Source organism: Paenibacillus arenilitoris, assembly GCF_014705655.1.
Lineage (GTDB): Bacteria > Bacillota > Bacilli > Paenibacillales > Paenibacillaceae > Pristimantibacillus > Pristimantibacillus arenilitoris.
The window spans coordinates 41,616-60,709 of the sequence record NZ_JACXIY010000045.1; the positions used below are offsets into that span (position 1 = coordinate 41,616).

At 59.2% G+C, this 19,094-nt stretch carries 18 protein-coding genes and 1 pseudogene; 14 read left to right on the forward strand and 5 right to left on the reverse strand.

Features of this window, described 5'->3' with window-relative positions; genetic code table 11:
• Positions 1-27: 27 nt before the first annotated feature.
• Positions 28-672, forward strand: coding sequence for a PAQR family membrane homeostasis protein TrhA (gene trhA, locus IDH41_RS27600; protein WP_190866953.1), 645 nt, complete (start codon positions 28-30; stop codon positions 670-672).
• An 80-nt stretch (positions 673-752) separates the two neighbouring features.
• Here trhA and IDH41_RS27605 read toward each other — a convergent pair whose 3' ends face one another.
• The gene (locus tag IDH41_RS27605; protein ID WP_190866955.1) at positions 753-1,574 is read right to left on the reverse strand and encodes a lipase family protein; all 822 of its coding nucleotides are present in this window, start codon (positions 1,572-1,574) and stop codon (positions 753-755) included.
• 148 nt (positions 1,575-1,722) lie between these two features.
• Here IDH41_RS27605 and IDH41_RS27610 point away from each other — a divergent pair, with 148 nt between their 5' ends.
• From IDH41_RS27610 to IDH41_RS27620, 3 genes are all read left to right on the forward strand, one after another.
• Positions 1,723-2,691, forward strand: coding sequence for a Gfo/Idh/MocA family protein (locus IDH41_RS27610; protein ID WP_190866957.1), 969 nt, complete (start codon positions 1,723-1,725; stop codon positions 2,689-2,691).
• Positions 2,692-2,843: 152 nt separating this feature from the next.
• Positions 2,844-3,089 carry a hypothetical protein gene (locus tag IDH41_RS27615; RefSeq protein WP_190866959.1) on the forward strand — a complete coding sequence of 82 codons (246 nt, stop codon included), beginning with the start codon at positions 2,844-2,846 and terminating at the stop codon, positions 3,087-3,089.
• 17 nt (positions 3,090-3,106) lie between these two features.
• On the forward strand, positions 3,107-4,228 hold the full coding sequence (locus IDH41_RS27620) for a GerAB/ArcD/ProY family transporter (RefSeq protein ID WP_190866961.1): 1,122 nt from the start codon (positions 3,107-3,109) through the stop codon (positions 4,226-4,228).
• Between the two features lie 70 nt (positions 4,229-4,298).
• On the opposite strand, the gene IDH41_RS27625 is transcribed toward IDH41_RS27620, so the two are convergent.
• Entirely contained in the window at positions 4,299-5,486 is a 1,188-nt protein-coding gene (locus IDH41_RS27625) for a magnesium transporter CorA family protein (protein WP_190866962.1), read from the reverse strand.
• Between the two features lie 219 nt (positions 5,487-5,705).
• Here IDH41_RS27625 and IDH41_RS27630 point away from each other — a divergent pair, with 219 nt between their 5' ends.
• Positions 5,706-6,263, forward strand: a complete 558-nt coding sequence (locus tag IDH41_RS27630; RefSeq protein ID WP_190866964.1) for a general stress protein — start codon at positions 5,706-5,708, stop codon at positions 6,261-6,263.
• Positions 6,264-6,402: 139 nt separating this feature from the next.
• Here IDH41_RS27630 and IDH41_RS27635 read toward each other — a convergent pair whose 3' ends face one another.
• Both IDH41_RS27635 and IDH41_RS27640 read right to left on the reverse strand, forming a co-directional pair.
• Positions 6,403-7,635, reverse strand: coding sequence for an NAD(P)/FAD-dependent oxidoreductase (locus tag IDH41_RS27635; RefSeq protein WP_190866966.1), 1,233 nt, complete (start codon positions 7,633-7,635; stop codon positions 6,403-6,405).
• 102 nt (positions 7,636-7,737) lie between these two features.
• Positions 7,738-8,613, reverse strand: a complete 876-nt coding sequence (locus IDH41_RS27640; protein ID WP_190866968.1) for an AraC family transcriptional regulator — start codon at positions 8,611-8,613, stop codon at positions 7,738-7,740.
• Between the two features lie 206 nt (positions 8,614-8,819).
• On the opposite strand from IDH41_RS27640, the gene IDH41_RS27645 reads away from it, so the two are divergent.
• The 4 genes from IDH41_RS27645 (at position 8,820) to IDH41_RS27660 (ending at position 13,323) form a co-directional block, all read left to right on the forward strand.
• Entirely contained in the window at positions 8,820-9,992 is a 1,173-nt protein-coding gene (locus IDH41_RS27645) for a galactokinase (RefSeq protein ID WP_190866970.1), read from the forward strand.
• A gap of 41 nt (positions 9,993-10,033) precedes the next feature.
• Positions 10,034-11,023: a UDP-glucose 4-epimerase GalE gene (gene galE / locus IDH41_RS27650; RefSeq protein ID WP_190866972.1), complete on the forward strand. Its 990-nt coding sequence runs from the start codon at positions 10,034-10,036 to the stop codon at positions 11,021-11,023.
• 32 nt (positions 11,024-11,055) lie between these two features.
• Positions 11,056-12,642, forward strand: a complete 1,587-nt coding sequence (locus IDH41_RS27655; protein ID WP_317890829.1) for a UDP-glucose--hexose-1-phosphate uridylyltransferase — start codon at positions 11,056-11,058, stop codon at positions 12,640-12,642.
• 228 nt (positions 12,643-12,870) lie between these two features.
• Positions 12,871-13,323 carry a hypothetical protein gene (locus IDH41_RS27660; RefSeq protein ID WP_190866974.1) on the forward strand — a complete coding sequence of 151 codons (453 nt, stop codon included), beginning with the start codon at positions 12,871-12,873 and terminating at the stop codon, positions 13,321-13,323.
• A 143-nt stretch (positions 13,324-13,466) separates the two neighbouring features.
• On the opposite strand, the gene IDH41_RS27665 is transcribed toward IDH41_RS27660, so the two are convergent.
• On the reverse strand, positions 13,467-13,697 hold the full coding sequence (locus IDH41_RS27665) for a DUF1128 domain-containing protein (protein WP_190866976.1): 231 nt from the start codon (positions 13,695-13,697) through the stop codon (positions 13,467-13,469).
• A 183-nt stretch (positions 13,698-13,880) separates the two neighbouring features.
• On the opposite strand from IDH41_RS27665, the pseudogene yyaC reads away from it, so the two are divergent.
• The 5 genes and pseudogenes from yyaC to IDH41_RS27690 form a co-directional block, all read left to right on the forward strand.
• Positions 13,881-14,435 (forward strand): annotated as a pseudogene (gene yyaC, locus IDH41_RS27670) (spore protease YyaC); the annotation flags it as partial.
• Complete coding sequence (locus tag IDH41_RS27675; protein ID WP_190866979.1) at positions 14,432-15,292, forward strand: alpha/beta fold hydrolase; 861 nt, start codon at positions 14,432-14,434, stop codon at positions 15,290-15,292. The pseudogene yyaC and the gene IDH41_RS27675, both read left to right, overlap by 4 nt.
• Before the next feature lie 57 nt (positions 15,293-15,349).
• Complete coding sequence (locus IDH41_RS27680; protein ID WP_190866981.1) at positions 15,350-16,015, forward strand: DUF6483 family protein; 666 nt, start codon at positions 15,350-15,352, stop codon at positions 16,013-16,015.
• A gap of 5 nt (positions 16,016-16,020) precedes the next feature.
• Positions 16,021-17,208 carry a class I SAM-dependent methyltransferase gene (locus tag IDH41_RS27685; protein ID WP_190866983.1) on the forward strand — a complete coding sequence of 396 codons (1,188 nt, stop codon included), beginning with the start codon at positions 16,021-16,023 and terminating at the stop codon, positions 17,206-17,208.
• A gap of 97 nt (positions 17,209-17,305) precedes the next feature.
• Positions 17,306-18,982, forward strand: coding sequence for a histidine kinase N-terminal 7TM domain-containing diguanylate cyclase (locus IDH41_RS27690; protein WP_223830122.1), 1,677 nt, complete (start codon positions 17,306-17,308; stop codon positions 18,980-18,982).
• The last annotated feature ends 112 nt before the right edge of the window (positions 18,983-19,094 follow it).

Below are 19,094 nucleotides of genomic sequence, written 5' to 3' on the forward strand. Positions count from 1 at the left end.
CCCGCGGACCGGGAGGTGCTTTCTCTTATGGCGAATACCCATACGTACACGAGACGGGAAGAATTGGCCAACGCGATCACGCATGGCATCGGCGCGGCGCTGAGCGTGGCGGCTCTTGTGCTGCTCGTCGTCTTCGCGGCGGCGAAGGGGACGGCGTTCCATGTCGTCAGCTTTACGATATACGGCACGGCCATGCTGCTGCTATATGCGGCTTCGACGCTCGTGCACAGCTTTCCGGAAGGGAAGGCGAAGCGGGTGTTCGAATCGCTCGACCATTCGTTCATATACGTGTTTATCGCGGGAACGTATACGCCGATATTGTTCCATATCGTCCAGGGCAGGCTGGGCTGGGTACTGTTCGGCATCGTTTGGGGCGCGGCGGCGGTCGGCGTCGTCTTCAAATCCTTTTTTGCTTCGCGATTTTTGTTCACATCCACGATCGTCTATATCGCGATGGGCTGGATTATCGTCTTTGCATGGAAGCCGTTGACGGCGCATCTGGCGCCGGGAGGGGTGCAGTTGCTCGTCACGGGAGGGCTGCTGTACACGTTCGGCACGATCTTCTACATGTGGCGCAGCTTTCCGTACCATCACGCGGTCTGGCATCTGTTCGTGCTGGGCGGTTCCATCGTCCATTTCTTTGCGATCCTGTTATATGTATTGCCTGCATAACGAGGGCATCTCCTTCATGCCAGCGAAGCGCGTCTTCGCTTCAGAAGGGGATGCCTCTTTTTATCTATAGCGGCAGCCGTTTATGCTTGGGCTTCATCGGCCGGACACCAGCCGGGAGGCTCGGCGCAGACGCTCATGGCGAAGGCGGGTTCCTCGCGGGCGAGATCGGCGAAATAGCTTGACAATAAATGGTTGCCCGCAATGGAGCCCATCCGGAAGGATCGCTTCACCTCGCCTTTTACATGCATGTAATAGTACGTCTGGTTCGTGTCCGGCGATTGGTAGACGAGCGTCGGCAGATGTGGCACGATGTCGAACTCGTTCTGAAAGCGCCAATGGGTGCCGACGGTCCCGTTATAGGCGGTCACGAACTTCGGATCGCCGACTCTCGGCGCGCCGAACGTGTAGACAATCGGCTCTTTGAACGCGGAATTGGACGCCAGATCGAGCGCCGCCAGCGTCGCGAGCGCGCCGCCGAGGCTGTGGCCGGTGACGAACAGAGGCTTATCTCCCGGAAGCTGCTTTGCGATATTCATGATTTGGCCGCGCGCCGACATGTAGATGTCGGTAAAGCCCTTATGGGTGAGGCCGGCGTTTTTGACCGGCCGGTACGTCGTTTGCTGCGCGATGAAATCGGATACCCAATCGACCGCGGAGCCGCTTCCCCGGAAGGCGAGCACGGAAGCGCGATCCGAGGTAAGGGCGAAGCCGAACCGTTCCTCGCTGTCGTCGTAAGCCTTCGCCGTAAAGCCGCTCGCCAGCCGGTACGGTTTCGGTACGAGAAACAAGCCGTCCTTGTTATTGAACTGCATGTACGTTTGTCCGCATACCGCGGCCAAAAACAAGGCGGTCCGAAGATCCAGCTCCTGCGGCCCTTGCCTGTTATGCAACGTCGTTCCCATAGCATCCCTCCGTTCATGCGCCCCGATTCTATCGATGTTGTATAGTATGACGGAGCCGGCGAATGGGTACCTGCGGATAAGAAATGGACTTTTGCTCTCCATCGCAAGTATAATCGGCTTAAGTCAAACGAAAAAGGTGGAATCATTCATGACGCTTCAGGTAGGAATCATTGGCACGGGCTGGTTCGGCATGATGCATGCGCAGAAGCTCGCGCAGCTCGAAGGCGTGAACGTAAGGGCGTTCACGGCGACGAGCCGGCAGAAGGCGGAGGATGCGGCCCGGAAGTTCGACGACGCCCGCGGCTACGAATCCGTCTCGGACATGCTGGACGACCGCAAGCTGGACGCGGTCTATGTTTGCGTGCCTCCGTTCGCGCACGGCGAGATCGAGGCCTCCCTCATCGACCGCGGCATCCCGTTCTTGGTGGAGAAGCCGATCGGCGTGGACGAGCAAGCGCCGTCCGCTATTTTGAAAGGCATCGAAGAGAAACGCCTCATTACGTCCGTCGGCTATCATTTCCGCTACATGGAAGGAACGGACCGCGCGAAGGAGCTGCTGCGCGAGCGAACGGTCGGCATGGCGCTCGGCTACTGGATGGGCTCGATGCCGGGCGTCAGCTGGTGGCGCAAAATGGAGGGCTCCGGCGGACAGTTCGTGGAACAGACGACGCATATCGTCGACCTGCTCCGGTACACGGCAGGGGAAGTCAGCGAAGTATATGCAGCCTACACCGGACCGAGAATCGATAGCGAGCATGAGGGGATAACCGTTCCCGCCTTCGGCACGGTCACGCTTAAGCTGGCGTCCGGCGCCGTCGCGACGATCAGCAATACATGCGCGATTCCGGCCGGCGACCGGACCGGGCTGCATCTCTACACGGACGGAGGCGTGCTCGAGCTTGGACACGGCGGCCTCACGAACATCGAACCGGGACGCCGGACGGAGTACGCGAACCGCGCGAACCCGTACGAGCTGGAGAACGACGCGTTCCTCCACGCGGTTCGGACGGGGGATGCGTCGCGCATCCGTTCCGATTACGGGGATGCTTGGCGGACGCATCGGGTAACGATGGCCGCGAACGAGTCGGCCCGCACGGGACTGCCCGTCAAGCTGTAACCCTATAATGACCTATACAAGAAAGGAAGCCGCCTGCCGGATCGAACCGATACCGGAAGAGCGGCTTTTTTAACTTCCGGATGCCAAGATTTGTATATCCCATTGCGGGTGGGACCATACTGATTAAAAACGAATGGCAAAGGTGTATGGGCATGGCGGAGAGAATCGTCGTCCTTTGCAGCGCGTTTGCGGGGATGCTTCTGTTTGAACGGTTTCATTTGAACAACAAGAGGAGCAAGGGAGAGCGGGCCGCCTATATCTTGCTTCTGCTCGTTTCCTTCTATTTGGGCATGGATTACGTCATGGCCAAGGATTGGACGGACTCCTACGATTTGTTTGATTTTGTCTTTGGACGGGCGGCCAAAGCGATCGACGATTTTCTAAACGTGCGAAATTGACGGAGGGCAGCGGTTGAATGAACGAGAGCGGAATAGCGAAGCAAAACGTCAATCATTTCCAAATGGGATTGCTGTTCTACGTCTTTATGACGGGTTCTTCGATCATCAACGTTCCCGGGCCGCTGATAGGCAAGGCGCTTAATGGCGCGTGGTTGTCGCTTCTTCTGTCGGGGTCGCTCGGGATAGGCATTCTGGCCTGCATTTTGTTCCTTTACCGCCGCTATCCCGATTTAACGTACGTGGAATACAGCCGCAAGCTGATCGGGACGACGCTCACCGCGATCCTCTCGATCTTGACCGTGTCGTTTTTTCTGCATATGCAGTCGGCCATCGTCGTGGACGTCGGGCTGTTCATGATCAGCTCCATGCTCAGGGAAACGCCGATCTACGCCTTTACGTTCCTGCTCATGGCCGTCTCGGCCGCGACCGCTTTCGCCGGAATCGAAGTGATGGCCAGAATGTTTACGCTCATTACGGCGATGACCGCGTATACGATCGTTTTCGTATTTATGCTCGGCATACCCGACTACGATCCGACCTTGCTTTTCCCGATTATGCCGGAGGGCATCAAACCGGTGCTGCACGGCGCGTACTTCACGTTCGGCTTCCCGTACGTCGAAGTTTTTTTGTTCGCGATGCTGCTGCCGTTCGTGAAGAAGGAGTCGTCCGGCAAGCTGCCGAAGACGATGATGGCCGTGCTGGTGTTCAATATTTTCACGTTGTGCTTGTCCGCGATATGCTCCATCATGATATTCGGGCCGTTCGCGGGAGAGAGGACTTACGTTCTATTCTCGCTGGCAAGGGTCGTCGAATTTCAGGAAATCGTGCAGCGGATCGAATCGGTCATCGGCATGGCGCTCATTCTGGGCTCCTACATGAAAACGACGATTACGTTATTCGTCGTAAGCTTGTACGTCAGCCAGCTGTTTCGATTCAAGGACCATCGGACGCTCGTGATGCCCTTTGCCCTGATCGGCTTTCTGCTTGGCCTCGTTAATTTCGACAGCGCGATGGAGTGGGTCGGCATCGTCGCGGTCGTCCATCCGGTGTGGGGGACGGCGGCGTTCGCCTTCCCGCTGCTGCTTCTTACGATCGTGGCGATGTTCAAAAAAGAAAAGCAAAAGAGCGAGCGGCCATGACCGAATCATGGCCGCTCGCTCTTATTTGCGATGGGCGCGCAGGTGCGAGCGCCTGACCGGATCCAATCGCCTAACGGCGCTTGCGGCTGGGAAGGGGCTTGTCGCCGTCCGCAGCTTCGGGCTTCGCGGCCAGAGGGGCCGTCCGCTCGGCCCGTCTCTTCCCGCCGGCCCGCCGCGCCCGCGAAGGCGGACCTTCCGAGGCGATCTCGCTCGGCCTGCGCCCGTGCAGCAGATCGCCGGTCCAGCCTTTCTTCCACAGCCAAGCATAAATGACGGACGTTACGATCGCGATCGACGTAATCATTCCGGCGAATCCCCACTTGACGTCCTTCCACGGCAAATGGTTGAAGTTGGTACCCCAAATCGTGCCCCCGATCGTAGCGGGCAGGAACAGCACCGTAAAGATCGTCAGCGTCTTCATAATATCGTTGCCGCGGAAGCTCGATATGGCATCGTCCATCGAAATTAACGTATCGATCTCCAGCGCGTAATGCTTCAGGAGCGCATCGATTCGCTCAAGCTTATGCGTAATCCGCTTGAAGCTTTCGGTTTCCGTCAGCTCCTCCATGAACGCTTCCTTGGCCGCGCCGTGCAGCTCCCTCACCGGGATGAACAAATGGCTCCAATGAAGCAGATCGTAACGCCTTTCGAAAATGACGTCGATCAGCACCGTTTTGTTCGCTTGCCGCATCGAGGCTTCCAGCTCGCCCAGCCGGGTCTCGAAGCCGTCGAGCCCTTCATGGAACGTCTCCAGCACGATGCCGAGCATGACGAAGAGCGCTTCCGGCGCCGTGCCGCAGCCGGCGAGCTTCGCTTCATGCTCGCCGGATTGCAGGCGCAGCGGAAGGCGAATGTCGTCATGCATCGTAAGCAGCCGCTTCTGCGACACCCAGAAGTGAAAGGGCTGCACGTCCGATTGCGATTCGGATAATTGAAACATCAGCGTGCCGTACAGCAGTCGACCCTCCGCCGGATTGTCTCCGATCGATATTTGATTCGTCCGCCTGCCCGCGCATTCGTCGATCCAGGAAGCGCATGCCGGGAACGCCTTTTTCATTTCGTCCGCCTGCTCCCGGGCCGCCTCCAGCTCCAGCCGTTCTGCGGCGCTGACCGCCTTCTGCTCCCCGCGCGGGGAAGCGGCGGGCTTCCGGGAAGCTTTCCGGCTTGGCAGCGCCTCCTGACGAACGGCCTGCCGCTCCTCCAGCTGCAGCACATGCCATTCCCATTCTGAGGGATAGCGAAGCATCCGATGGATCATCGCTTTGCCTCCTGCTTTGTCCGTAATGTCCAACATCTATTCCTTCATCATAACCTGAAGCGGCAAGATTGCACAACCTAAGCAATAAACGACTTATTCCGACAGCTTTAGGGCATACCAAGAAGGCCGGAACCATCTCAGACGGCCGACCGCGAGCGCGGGACAGCCGCTCTAACGAAACCGCTTTTGCCCGGGCAAAAGCTTTCAGGAGGAACAGCAATGGCAAAAAAGATCGGCGTATTCGAAACGGAGAGGCAAGCGATCGAGGCGGTTCGGCAATTGGAGCAAGCCGGATTCGTCCAAGGAGAGCTGCAGGTGCTTGCTAAGGATTCCGAGCATTCCAGACGCATCGAGGCGGAGAGCGGGGTGCACGCCGACGAGCTGCGCGAATTGGCGGAAACGTCGGACGGAACCCGCGGCATAGGCAACCTGAACACGATGGCCGCGGCAGGCTTCGGCGGTCTCGGCGCGGCCGCCGCTTACGGCATTTCCGGCTACGGCACGGCGGCTCTGATCGGCGGCACTTATCCGCTCGCCGCGGCCGCGCTGACCGACGACGATTACGGCTTCCGCGGCGTGCTGCAATCGCTAGGGCTCGGCGAGGAGGAAGCCCAGCTCTGCTACGAGGAGCTGCGAAGCGGCTCGGTCATCGTCATCGCCCGGAACGACGAGAGCAAAACGCTGCTCGATACGGACGGTCCGGATCTGTCGCGTCTGAGCGAAGCCGAGGGGATCTTCCGCCAATGCGATGCCAAGACGATCGCGACGGGAGCCTAGCCGAGCCTCGTCTGCCGCCCTTGCGCGGCACAAGAAAAAGCCCCACTTCGGCTGCCTCGTGGGAACGGGTCGCCGGTGGGGCTTTTTTTGCCGTCAAAAAGACGGCGTCAGCCGTTTAGGCTTTCTCGCTCTTGTCGTATTATTTCGCCCCCGCCGGCCAGCGGCGGCCGACTCCGATGACGCGTTCGAGCGGATGCGTGCCGCCTGCGATCAGATCCCGCAACATGTCGGCGGCAAGCATGCCGTACACCGTGCCGTTGCCGCCGTAGCCTAAGCAATAGTAGACGTTCTTCCAAGCGGGATCCTCTCCGATGAACGGGAGGCTGTCCCGCGATTCGCCGAAGGTCGCGCTCCATTCGTATTCGGCCGACGCGCTTAGCCCGGGGAACAACGATCGAAGGCGCTGCAGCAGCTTCCCGCTTCGGGAGCCGAGCGCGTGCCCGCTTTGCACCGGATGCGAGGGCGGCTCGTCGAGCCCGCCGATGATGACCCGGTTATCGGCGGTCGTGCGCATGTACAGGTATGGGCGCGCCGTCTCCCATATAAGGAAGCGCTGATGCCAGCTTTGCAGGTCGGGCTGCGGATCCGTAACGATGACGAACGTCCGGTTCAGGTTGGCCATTACCGGATTGCCGCGCAATTCGCCCGGCTCGTAACCGACCGCGTAGACGACGTGCTCGGCTTCGACCTCGAAGCCTTCCGCCGTCCGCAGCACGTGACGTCCGTCCGGGCGCGTCTCGTGCGAGACGATGCCGGTGCGTTCATGGATTTCGGCGCCGCAGCGGGAGGCTTCGCCGGCAGCGGCGTTGACGAACTTGTACGGATTGAGCTCGGCATCGCCGTGCGTGACGATCGCCCCGGGCTTGCGGAACGGAAAATGGTTGGCGATCGTCTCCGAGGTCCAAAATTCGACGTCGAAGCCGTACGATCGAAGCGCTTCGTATTCCGCCTTCAGCTTCGGCAGCTCCTTCCCGGTCGAAGCGTAGTACAAGCTGCTTCTGCGTCTGAGATCGACGTCCGGCGTAAGGGCGGACGCCATCGAGGCCAGCTTGTTCACGCTGTCCCGGCATGACCGGTACAGCGCAACGGCGTCCCGCTCCCCGATTTGGTTGATCAAGTCGATTAGCATGACGTCGTTGACGTATTGCAGCATTCCGGTGCTGGCCAAGGTGGTGCCGCCGGCGACACGGTCCCTCTCGAGCAGGACGACCGGGAGACCGCTGCGGGCGAACGTAAGGCAGCAGGTCGTACCCGACATCCCGCCGCCGATGACCGCGATTTGCGTTTTTTTGTTTTGCCGCAAAGGTTCGTATTGTTGCACATGGCTCAGCGTTCCCGGCCAAAATAAGCGGCCGGCGTACAGCTCGGTCATCGCGATCACTCCCACACGTAGTATTGCCCGCTTTTCCGATTATGAAGCTTGAAGCGGGCGGGGAGGATTCGAGGTAACTTTCGGGCAACCGCGAGGGCGAAGCTATTCCATGTTCCCCAAGCTTCTCATCGCTTCGCGGTAAGCGGTCGGCGATTGCCCGTGCAGCTTGCGGAACTGCTTGGAGAAGTACAAGGCATCCTGCAGTCCGACGGAAGCGGCGACCTGCTCGATCGTGAGCTCGGGGCGCTCGCGGAGCATGCGGCGGGCCGTATCGATGCGCAGCTTGAGCAGGAACGTCACCGGCGAGACGCCGGTCCGCTGCTTGAACAAGCGCGACAGGTAGGCGCGGTTGTAGCCGAGCGATTCCGCCATCTGTTCGATGGACACGGGATGGGCGTATTGCGTCGACAAGTAATGCACCACCTGCCGGAGCAGCCTGTCGCCTTCGGCTTGACCGGCCCGAGGCGAATCTCCCCCATCCGGATGGAGCAGCGTCTTGTATTCGGCCATGAGCAGATGGAGATAACCGGCCGCCTTCATGTCGGCTGCCGATCCGCCGCTTCGGAACGTGTCGTAAATCCGCCGGAACAAGACGGCAGCCCTGCGCGGATCCGCCAGCAGCGCGACCTGCCGCTCGCGGGTGAACCCCGCCGCCTTCGCCAGCGGGGCTGCCTGTGCGCCGTGAAAGGCGACCCAGCGGTAAAGCCAAGGCTCGTCGCCGTCGGATTCGTAGCTGATCAGCTGTTCGGGCTCGATCAGGAACGTATGTCCGGCGTGAAGCTCATGGACGCTGCCTTCGCATTGGAAGGTGCCTTTGCCGCCCAAAACGATATGCATAAGGTAGAAATCATAGACCTTAGGACCCAGCCGGTGATGCGGCTTCGTCTGGCTCTCACCGGCGAACAGCACGTCGAGCGCGCCGACGTCGCCCTCGCCGATGACCGGATTGGAGGCAACGGTATACATATCCTGCTGCATTGTACTTTACACCTGCTTCAAATTTGATGGGATTCGAAGGAATCAAACGGTTTTCCTAATCATAGCATGTCCAGTCCGAGGATGAGAAGTCACATAAATCCATATAATAAGCACTTAGCGCCATTTCGTTTCGATGCGGCTTCCCTTATACTGAAAAAAGAAAAAGCAAACCACACTATATTGTTAAAAAAGGAAAGTGATCGCAAATGGCAAACCTCGAGGCGCTAACCCGGCGGTTTATACAGCAATACGGCGGAGAGGCCGGCGATATTGCCGTATTCCATGCACCGGGCCGCGTCAATCTGATCGGCGAGCATACGGACTATAACGGAGGCTACGTCTTTCCGGCCGCGCTGACGTTCGGGACGACGCTTCTCATCCGCAAGCGTCCGGACGGCAAGCTCGGCCTCGCGACGACCAACTTCCCGTCGAGCAAGCAATTCCCGATCGACGCGATCGTCTACAACGACGCCGACGACTGGATGAACTATCCAAAGGGCGTCGTCTACGTGCTGCAGCAAGCCGGGGTTGCGTTCAAGAACGGCTACGACCTGCTGTATCACGGCGAAATTCCGAACGGCGCGGGCCTATCGTCCTCCGCCTCCATCGAGGTCGTTACGGCTTACGCGCTGCAAACGCTCGAAGGCCTGCCGATCGACACGGTGAAGATCGCCCTGCTCGCGCAAAAATCGGAGAACGAGTTCAACGGCGTGAAGTGCGGCATCATGGACCAGTTCGCGGTCGCGAACGGCAAGAAGGACCATGCGATTCTGCTCATGTGCGACACGCTGGAGTACGAACTGGTGCCGTTTGAGCCCGGCCGCTACAAGCTGATCATCGGCAACACGAACAAACGCCGCGGACTGGTCGACTCGAAGTACAACGAGCGCCGCAGCCAATGCGAGCAGGCGGTTGCCGATCTGCGGTCCGCGTTCCCGGATTTACAGCTGCTCGGCCAGATCAACCTGGAGAAGTTCAACTCCGCCAAGCATCTGATCAAGGACGAAACGGTCCGCAAGCGGGCGCAGCACGTCGTCGAAGAAATCGACCGCGTCCTGCAGTCGATCGAAGCGCTCAAAGGCAACGACCTTGCGCGGTTCGGCAAGCTGATGAACGGCTCCCATGACTCGCTGCGCGACCTCTACGAGGTGACGGGCGACGAGCTCGACGCGATGGTGGCGGCGGCGCGCGAAGTGCCGGGCGTGCTTGGCTCGCGGATGACGGGGGCAGGCTTTGGCGGGTGCACCGTGTCGCTCGTTCATGAAGACAGCATCGAGGCGTTCAAGGAAGAGGTCGGACGCAAATATAAAGAAGCGACGGGACTCACGGCCGATTTCTACGTATGCTCGATCGGTAACGGCGTGGAGCGGCTTGTCTAATCATTCAACTATAAACAATCGATAGGAGAGGAGAATTCAACATGGCGGTACTTGTAACGGGAGGAGCGGGCTACATCGGCTCGCATGCGGTCGCGGCACTGCTTGAGCGCGGCGAAGAAATCGTCGTGATCGACAATTTGCAGCAAGGGCACCGGGAGGCGCTGCTCGGAGGAAAGCTGTACGAGGGCGATCTTCGCGACGCGGCTTTTCTGGATACCGTGTTCAGAGAGAACAAAATCGACGCGGTCATTCATTTCGCGGCCAATTCGCTGGTCGGCGAAAGCATGAAGGACCCGGGCAAATATTATCATAACAATGTGTTCGGCACGCTATGCCTGCTCGAGAAGATGAACGAGCACGGCGTCCGCAAAATCGTCTTCTCGTCCACGGCGGCAACGTACGGCGAGCCGGAGAACGTGCCGATCGACGAATTCGACCGCACGCTTCCTACGAACGCATACGGCGAAACGAAGCTGGCGATGGAGAAAATGATGAAATGGTTCGACGTCGCGCACGGCGTCAAATTCGTCTCGCTGCGCTACTTTAACGCCGCGGGCGCGCACGAGAGCGGCAAAATCGGCGAGGATCACAACCCGGAAACGCATCTGATCCCGATCGTGCTGCAAGCGGCGCTCGGCCAGCGTCCCCACATTTCGGTATTCGGCGACGATTACGACACGCCGGACGGCACCTGCATTCGCGATTACATTCACGTCAGCGATCTTGCCGACGCGCATGTCCTGGCGGTCGACCGCCTGCGGACCGGCGCGGACAGCGCGGTCTACAACCTCGGCAACGGCACCGGCTTCTCGGTGAAGCAGGTGATCGACATCGCGCGCGCCGTAACGGGCAAAGAAATCCCGGCCGTCGTCGAAGCGCGCCGCGCGGGCGATCCGGCCGTGCTCGTCGCTTCGTCGGATCGGGCGCGCAAGGAGCTTGGCTGGAATCCGAAGCGCGACAAGCTGGAGGACATTATCCGAAGCGCCTGGAACTGGCATGAAGCCAACCCAGCCGGATATAACGACAAGTAACGGCGCCGCATAAGCGAAAGGAGCAATTACCAGTGGCACAACAACAACAGGCGACTACGGCAAGCGAGGCTCTGCCGCTGATCGAGCGGCTGCTGCAATTCGCGCTGCAGCGCGGATTCATGGAGGAGCTCGATGTATATGCGGCGCGTAACGCGCTGCTCGATCTGTTCCGGTTCACGGAGCCGGGCGAGGCGGGCGCGCCCGAGGAGAGGCTCGAAAGCGCGGCGGAACTGCTCGAGCCTCTCCTCGATTACGGTTACGCCATCGGCCTCATCCCGGATAACACGACGACGTACCGCGACCTGCTCGACGCCCGCATTATGGGGCTGCTCATGCCGCGTCCGTCCGAGCTGAACGCCTCGTTCCGGCGCACGGCGCGGGAAGAGGGCTTGAAAGCCGCCACCGACGCATTCTACCGGCTGAATATCGATTCCAATTACATCCGGATGGACCGGATCCGCAAAAACCAATATTGGCTTCACGAGACGCCGTTCGGCAAGCTGGAAATAACGATCAATCTGTCGAAGCCGGAGAAGGACCCTAAGGAAATCGCGATGCTCAAGGCGCTGCCGCAGGCGCATTATCCGAAGTGCCTCCTCTGCGCGGAGAACGTCGGCTACGCCGGACGCCCCGATCATCCGGCGCGCCAAAATCTCCGGGTGCTGCCGCTTACGCTGCAGGGGGAGCCTTGGTTCTTCCAGTATTCGCCGTACGTTTATTACAACGAGCACAGCATCATTTTCAAAGGCGCGCACGAGCCGATGGCGATCTCGCACAAATCGTTCGCGAGGCTGCTTGACTTCGTGGAGCAATTCCCGCATTACTTTATCGGCTCGAACGCCGACCTGCCGATCGTCGGAGGCTCCATCCTGAGCCACGACCACTTCCAGGGCGGGCGCCACGTATTCCCGATGGAGACGGCGCCGACGGGTCAAGCGTTCGCGGATCCCGGGCTTCCGGGCGTGCGCTTCGGCATCGTCGACTGGCCGATGTCGGTCGTCCGCGTGAACGGCACCTCGAAGGCCGATGTCCACAAGGCGGCTTGCCGGCTGCTTGACGAATGGCGCGGATACAGCGACGAATCGGCCGAAGTGCTTGCGTTCACGGAGCAGGCGGACGGGACGCGCACGCCGCATAACACGATCACGCCGATCGCGAGGCTGAGGGATAACGGCGAATACGAAATCGACCTCGTGCTGCGCAACAACCGCACGAGCGAGGAGCATCCGGACGGCATCTTCCATCCTCACCGGCATTTGCATCATATCAAGAAAGAGAACATCGGCCTCATCGAGGTTATGGGTCTGGCCGTGCTGCCGGGACGCCTGAAGGATGAGCTCGAGCAGATCGCCGCTTATTTGACCGGCGAGCAGCCGGCTTCCGAAGCGGAGCTGCGCGAGTCGTCGCATCCGCTGCATAAACACTCGGAGTGGCTGCTGTCGCTCGTCGGACGGTACGGCGCCTCCTGTTCGCCCGAGCAGGCGATGGCGATCGTTCAAGCGGAGACGGGCGGCAAGTTTCTGGAAGTATTGAAGGACGCGGGCGTGTACAAACGCACGGAAGACGGCATCGCAGCGTTCGAGCGGTTCCTGACTTCGATCGGACTTCAGCGCGCATAACGAAAAAGCAGAGCCACCTAAAGCGTTTTTTGCGGCGCGAACGGGTGGTTCTCTTTTTTTGCGCAGACGGTGCAATGTCCAAATGTGAAATTATATTAATTTGTAAACAGCCGAAATTTATGGTATTTTTTATATGAATATTAATGCGATTTTGCAAATATAAGAGCATTATTTCGTTTCTGCTTATACTTTGCGTTCATTTTCAATTTTGTTATCGGAGGGGTACACATGTCCGAAAAAATGCTGCCGCTGGACGAGTTCCTGCAGCTGAGCACCGATGAACAGGTCGAGAGGCTGAAGCGCTGGAAGATGGACTACACGCTTAAGGATATTCGCGAAGCTTGGAACTTCAAGCATTCGGCGCAATATTACATGCTGCTGAAGAAGCTGCGGATTTATGAAAGAGTTGTGAATAAGTCAGACAAATTTTACCCGGTTCAAGAGCAATTGCTGGCCCAATCGAGCGGCGCCGCCGAGCGGGGCTGGAGGGGGCAGGGCGCCTTCGGCGACCGCAGGCTGCCGTCGGACAGCTTCGATTATCATTTGAATACGACGCTGAGCGGCCCCGAGCTTGCCGATAAGCTGGAGCGGATCGCGCATTTCCTGAAGGGCGAGCTGAAGGACGTATCGATCAAGCTGTCGATCACGGGCGCCGAGCCGAAGGAAGAAGAGCAGGAATAAAGAGCAAGAACCGGGCCGCCGCAGCAATGCGGAAGCCCGGTTCTTTTGTTGCGGCCATTGTCGCGGCACGGCGCAAGAGTCCTCCGGACCGAAATTTATGAGAAGAAATGTCGAATACTGGAATAATTTGGCTTTAAAAATCGTTATCCCTGCGAGCGGAGCCTGCCCAGCTCCGACACGAGCGCTTCGACCTCGCTGATACTGAATTTTTCTTTGGACGCAACGACCTCGTACAAATCCTTGATGTCCTCGTACTGTTCCAGCTTGAAATGCGACGGCTGCATCGCTGCCGCTGAAGCCATCTTCAGCTTCGTCTTGATTTCCTCGATCATGAAAGCGATGTTCTCTTCGGTTTGAATCTGCAAATTGTTCATGTGCGCCTCCTATTACGGATTTCGTTCCGATTCGTTAAGCCATTGTACCATGTTTCAAAGGACAATGCCCGCAAATTGAACACGGACCTGAAATTCGATACAATTGACGGTAAGTCGAACAATTACGCTAATACGCTAACTTTTACGAAATAGGCAGGTGCAGGAGCGACGGAGAAGCAGGAGAAGAGTCAATTGGCGCGGTTTTTGGATGCGGTGGCGGAATCCCATGCGGACCGCGGCCGCATCGTATTTGTTTGCATCGGAAGCGACCGTTCGACCGGCGACTCGTTCGGGCCTCTGGTGGGCACGATGCTGGAGGAGCTCGGATGGCCGAACGTCATCGGCACGCTTGCGCAGCCGTGCGATGCGCATGCCGTGGAGCAGGCGGCCCGGAGGCTGCCGGAAGACGCGGTCGTGATCGCGGTCGACGCTTGCCTCGGCAAGCCGGAATCGGTCGGGAGCTACATCCTGGCGAGAGGCGCCATCCAACCGGGCAAGGCAATCGGAAGGCGGCTGCCGGCAGTCGGCCATTACAGCATCGCGGGCGTCGTCAATATGAACGGGCCGAAAGCGTACTGGAAGCTGCAAACGACCTCCCTCTACCTCGTGATGCGGATGGCGAGGGAAGTGGCGGCCGCCGTTCGCGAGGCGTGGGGCTGCCATGCGGGAGAGCAGCGGGGAATCGGCCGCGCTTTCGCGATTTCGGATCATATAATCGAAGGAGAGTGCTTCAAATGAGCAGAGAAGAGAGCAACATCCAATCCATCGCGCAGCGCAGGCTGTTTGTGAACAACGGCGTGCAGCTCGCCTATTACGATTCCCATCCGGAGGACGGCGGCGCGGCGGACGGAATCGAGAGCACCGTCGTCCTGCTGCACGGATACTGCGGATGCTCTTCCTATTGGGAGCCCGTGTTGGACGAGCTGGAGCGGTCGGTCCGCGTCATCGCGCCTGACGTAAGAGGCCACGGGCTGAGCTCGGCGCCGGAGGACGACTTCTACACGATGGAATTGTATTCGGAGGATGTCGCATCCATGCTCATCCAGCTCCAAATTCATAACGCGGTCCTGCTGGGGCATTCGCTCGGCGGCTATATTACGCTGGCGCTCGCCGAGAAGTACGACAAGAAGCTGTCCGGCTTCGGGCTCATTCATTCCACGCCGCTTCCGGACGGAGACGCGGCGAGGCAAAACCGCGACAAGGCCGTTGCCGCGCTGCAGGCGGACGGGGTGGAAGCGTTCGTTCGCGGCCTCGTGCCGAAGCTGTTCGCGGAGGAGCATCTGGATTCGATGAAGGATGAGGTGGAGCGCGCGATCCGGATCGGCATCGGCACGTCCCTTCAAGGCGCGATCGGGACGGCCAAGGGCATGAAGGCGCGACCGGACCGCTCGCATGTCATCGAACGCTCGACGCTGCCGGTGCTGCTCGTCGCAGGGGAGAAGGATCGGCTGATCTCGAAGGAAAGCACGTTTGCCGCGGGCAACGGGGCGACGGAGCGAGTGGAGCTCGGCGGCGCCGGCCATATGGGCATGATCGAGCGGCCGAAGGAAATGGCGGAGACGATCCTCCGTTTCGTTAAAAAGGTACGCGGGTAACCCGCTGGCACGGGAAGCGGCGGTTGTCCATGAAACGAACGACGGGAGGGGAGCCTATTGTTTCAGCGCGATTATTTCATGCGGATGATTGAGCAGATGACCGAGGCGATCGGCCAAATCATGCAATTAAGGCGGGACCGGAAGCAGGAGGAGGCGCTGCTTCTGATCGACGATCTGCTCGAGAGCCGGTTCCGCCTGAGCAGCAAGCTCGTCCGTTCGTTATCCGACGAGGACTTGATGAAAATGATGACGACGAACGGCGTCGTCGATACGGATATGCTGGCGGCCATCGCCGTGCTCGTCCTGCAGGAAGCGAGGCTGCAGGGCGACCTCCGGCGCGAGGACGAGAGCTACGCGGCCGCTTTGAAGGCGCTTCAGCTGTTCATCCGCCTGTCGCTTCTCGGAGAAGGGTCGCCGCTTGCGGATCCGAAGGCGCATATCGGCGAGCTGCTGGAGAAGCTGAGCCCGTACGAGCTTCCTTCGTCGACCAAGCGGCTGCTGATGGAATGGCACGAAGCCGAAGGGCGATTCGATCAGACGGAGAACATTATGCACGAGCTGCTGGACGACGAGGCGCTGCGGCCCGAAGCGGCGGCCGGGATTTACCGGCGGCTGCTGCTGCAGAGCGACGAGAAGCTTGAGGCGGGCGGGTTGCCCCGCGAGGAGATCGAGCAAGGGCTTGCGGCTCTGTTATTGAAATATGAGGAAGCGGGAGTGGAATAGGCATCATGTCGGAGCAATGGCAGCAAGACATAGACAATTGGATCAAAGGCGGGGAGCTGCTTCAGGCCACGCTGAGCCAGCTCAAGCGGAAGGACGGCGGCGCGTCCCCGAAAACCGTCATCCGTCCCGTCCGGCTGAAGAACGGGCTGCATTATCAATTCGAGTATCACTTTGCCAGCAAGGTCACCCATGACAACGTGGCGGAAGCCGAAGCGGCCGCCCGGATCGTCGACCTGTTATCTGCAACGTACCGGCAGGCGCTCATTAAAACGCCCGAAGCGGACGTGCAGCTGCTGTTCAATAAGAAAGGCAAAGCAGCCGTCCTGACGAAGCCGCCTACCGGTGGCGCGCGCCCGGCGACGCTCGAGCACAACCGGGAGAAGCAGCGCGTGCTTGCGGAAGGAAGCGCGGCGCCGTTCCTGGTCGAGCTCGGCATCATGACCCCGGAGGGGCGCGTGCATGCGAAGAAGCAGGACAAGTACCGTCAAATCAACCGTTTCCTGGAGATGGTCGGCGACGTGCTGGCGTATTTGCCCCGCGACCGCGAGCTGACGGTCGTAGACTTCGGCTGCGGGAAGTCGTATTTGACGTTTGCGCTGTACCATCTGCTCGCGGTGGAGCAGAAGCGTCAAATCCGCGTCATCGGCCTTGATTTGAAGGCGGACGTCATCGCCTTCTGCACGGAGCTTGCGGTCAAGCTGGGGTATGACCGGCTCCGGTTTCTCGTCGGCGACATTGCCGATTACGAGGAGCTGCAGGCCGCCGATATGGTCGTTACGCTCCATGCGTGCGACACGGCTACCGACGCCGCCCTGGCGAAGGCGGTCAATTGGGGAGCGTCGGTCATTATGTCGGTACCCTGCTGCCAGCACGAGCTGTTCAGGCAAATCGGCGGCGACGCGCTTTCGCCGATTTTGTCGCAGGGCCTGCTGAAGGAGCGGTTCGCCGCGCTTGCGACCGACGCCGCCAGAGGAACGCTGCTGGAGGCGCTCGGCTACAAGGTGCAGATGCTGGAGTTCGTAGACCCCGAGCATACGCCCAAAAATTTGCTGATCCGCGCGGTGAAGAACGGACAGCCAGGCTTTTCGACGAAAAAATGGGAGCAGTACGAGCAGTTCGCAAGCTTCCTGTCGATATCGCCTTCGCTTGAGCGGATGCTGTCCGATCGATGGCCGAGGCCCGCCGAAAAATAAACCCCCGGGACGAAATAGGCAATTGTCGATGCATACAACATTTGCTACAATGGAAGAAGATGGCGATCAAACGAATGGGTGAACCGTATTGGAATGGATGATCTGGCTGGACTTTAGTATGTTTCTAGTGCTGCTCGGCTTGTTTTTCTACGTGTTTGCTTCAAGTTCCGTAACGGTACTGCATCGCATATACCTGCTGCTGCACATCGTCTTTATGATATGGCCCCTAACGCAGTTCATTTCGCAAACGGCGTCCTCGAATTCGTACAAACTCTTCTACCTGACCGTATCCTATATCGATCTTTCCTTGCTGGGAATAGGGTGGTTCGTCTTTATCGTATTTCTCACCGGCCAGTCGTATGTCATACGAAAGAGCCGGTTGTTCGTTTTGTCGATGCCGGCGCTCGCGTCGGTGGCTGCCGCCGCAATCAATCCGAACGGCCTGTTTATTTCAATCGGGGAGCAGGCCGATTCCATGAAGCAGCTTCAGCACGGTCCGTTGTACTGGATCATGATCGCGCAGCTGCTGCTGTACATGATTGTATCCGTTGCCATTATGGCGCACAGGCTCCGCACCGACGTGTCGGACAGGCAGAGGACCCTGATCAGGACGGCGATGACCGGCATGTTCACGCTCCTGCTGTTCTCCATCGCGGATTTGTGCATCAACGTGCTCGTCATCGACTACCTGGGCCGTTATATTCCGCTCGTCTCCGTCGGCATGGCCTTTGCCGCCGTCTATTTGGTGCACGCGATCGGCCGCAACAAGGTGTTCGACATTATTCAAACGGTTCAACGCGACGTCATGAATACGATGTCGATGGGCATTATCGTGCTGGACGAGAACGATACGATCATCGAAGTGAACAAGGTGATCAAGCCGGTCATCCGGCTGCGGATCGGCGACAAGTTCAACTCGTCCGTCATCGCGTCGCATTTCAAGGGCGAGACGGCGAGGGAGCTGGCCGCCTTCTTCGAAGCGCAGCGGCAGCGCCCGAACGAGCGGCTGGAGTTCGAGCTTACGCTCGATCTCGACCGGTACCGGCATGTTATCGTCCAGTCCGCGCCGATTTTGAATCATAAGAAAACGCCCGTCGGAAGGGTGATCACCTTCCAGGACGTGACGGAGCTGCGGCTGCTCGTCGAAGCGACCAACAGCCAGAACGAGCAGCTCCAGGACCGGAACCGCGACCTGCTCCTTATGCAGGACGAGCTGTTCCAAGCGAACAAGAAGCTCGAGCAGATGGCGATTACCGACGGCCTGACCGGCTGCTATAACCGCAGGTATTTGCTGCAGAAGCTGGAGCAGGAGGTCGTGGCGAACATCCGCTACGGCATTCCGTTCTCCATCTTCCTGTTCGATCTCGACTATTTCAAGTCGATCAACGACAAGTACGGCCATTTGATCGGCGACGAGGTGCTGTGCAGCACGGCCGACGTCGTTCGAAGGACGCTCCGCCTGACCGACGTATTGGCGCGGTACGGCGGGGAGGAGTTTACCGTGTATTTGCCGCATACGAATCGTGAGCAGGCCGACCTGATGGCGGAAATGGTCATGGAAGCGGTCGAGCGGAATGAGGTGAACACGGGAGCCGGCGAACAATCGCTAAGCGTAACGATCAGCATGGGGGTCATCTCCATCGAGCATTTCGAGCCGGCCGCCCTCGACGACCCGAAGGCTTTCTTGCGGGAGCTTCTCTCGCAGGCCGACGCCGCGCTGTACGAAGCCAAATACAGCGGACGCAACCGAATCGTGAAGCGCAAGCTGGCCTAGACAACCCGGACGAGACGAGTCCGGTTTTTTTTTTCTACGACGGCACAATCAACGAACAACTGTAACTTGATCCCACTGAGCCTCTAATTGCTGCAGAAAAGTGAGTGGATTG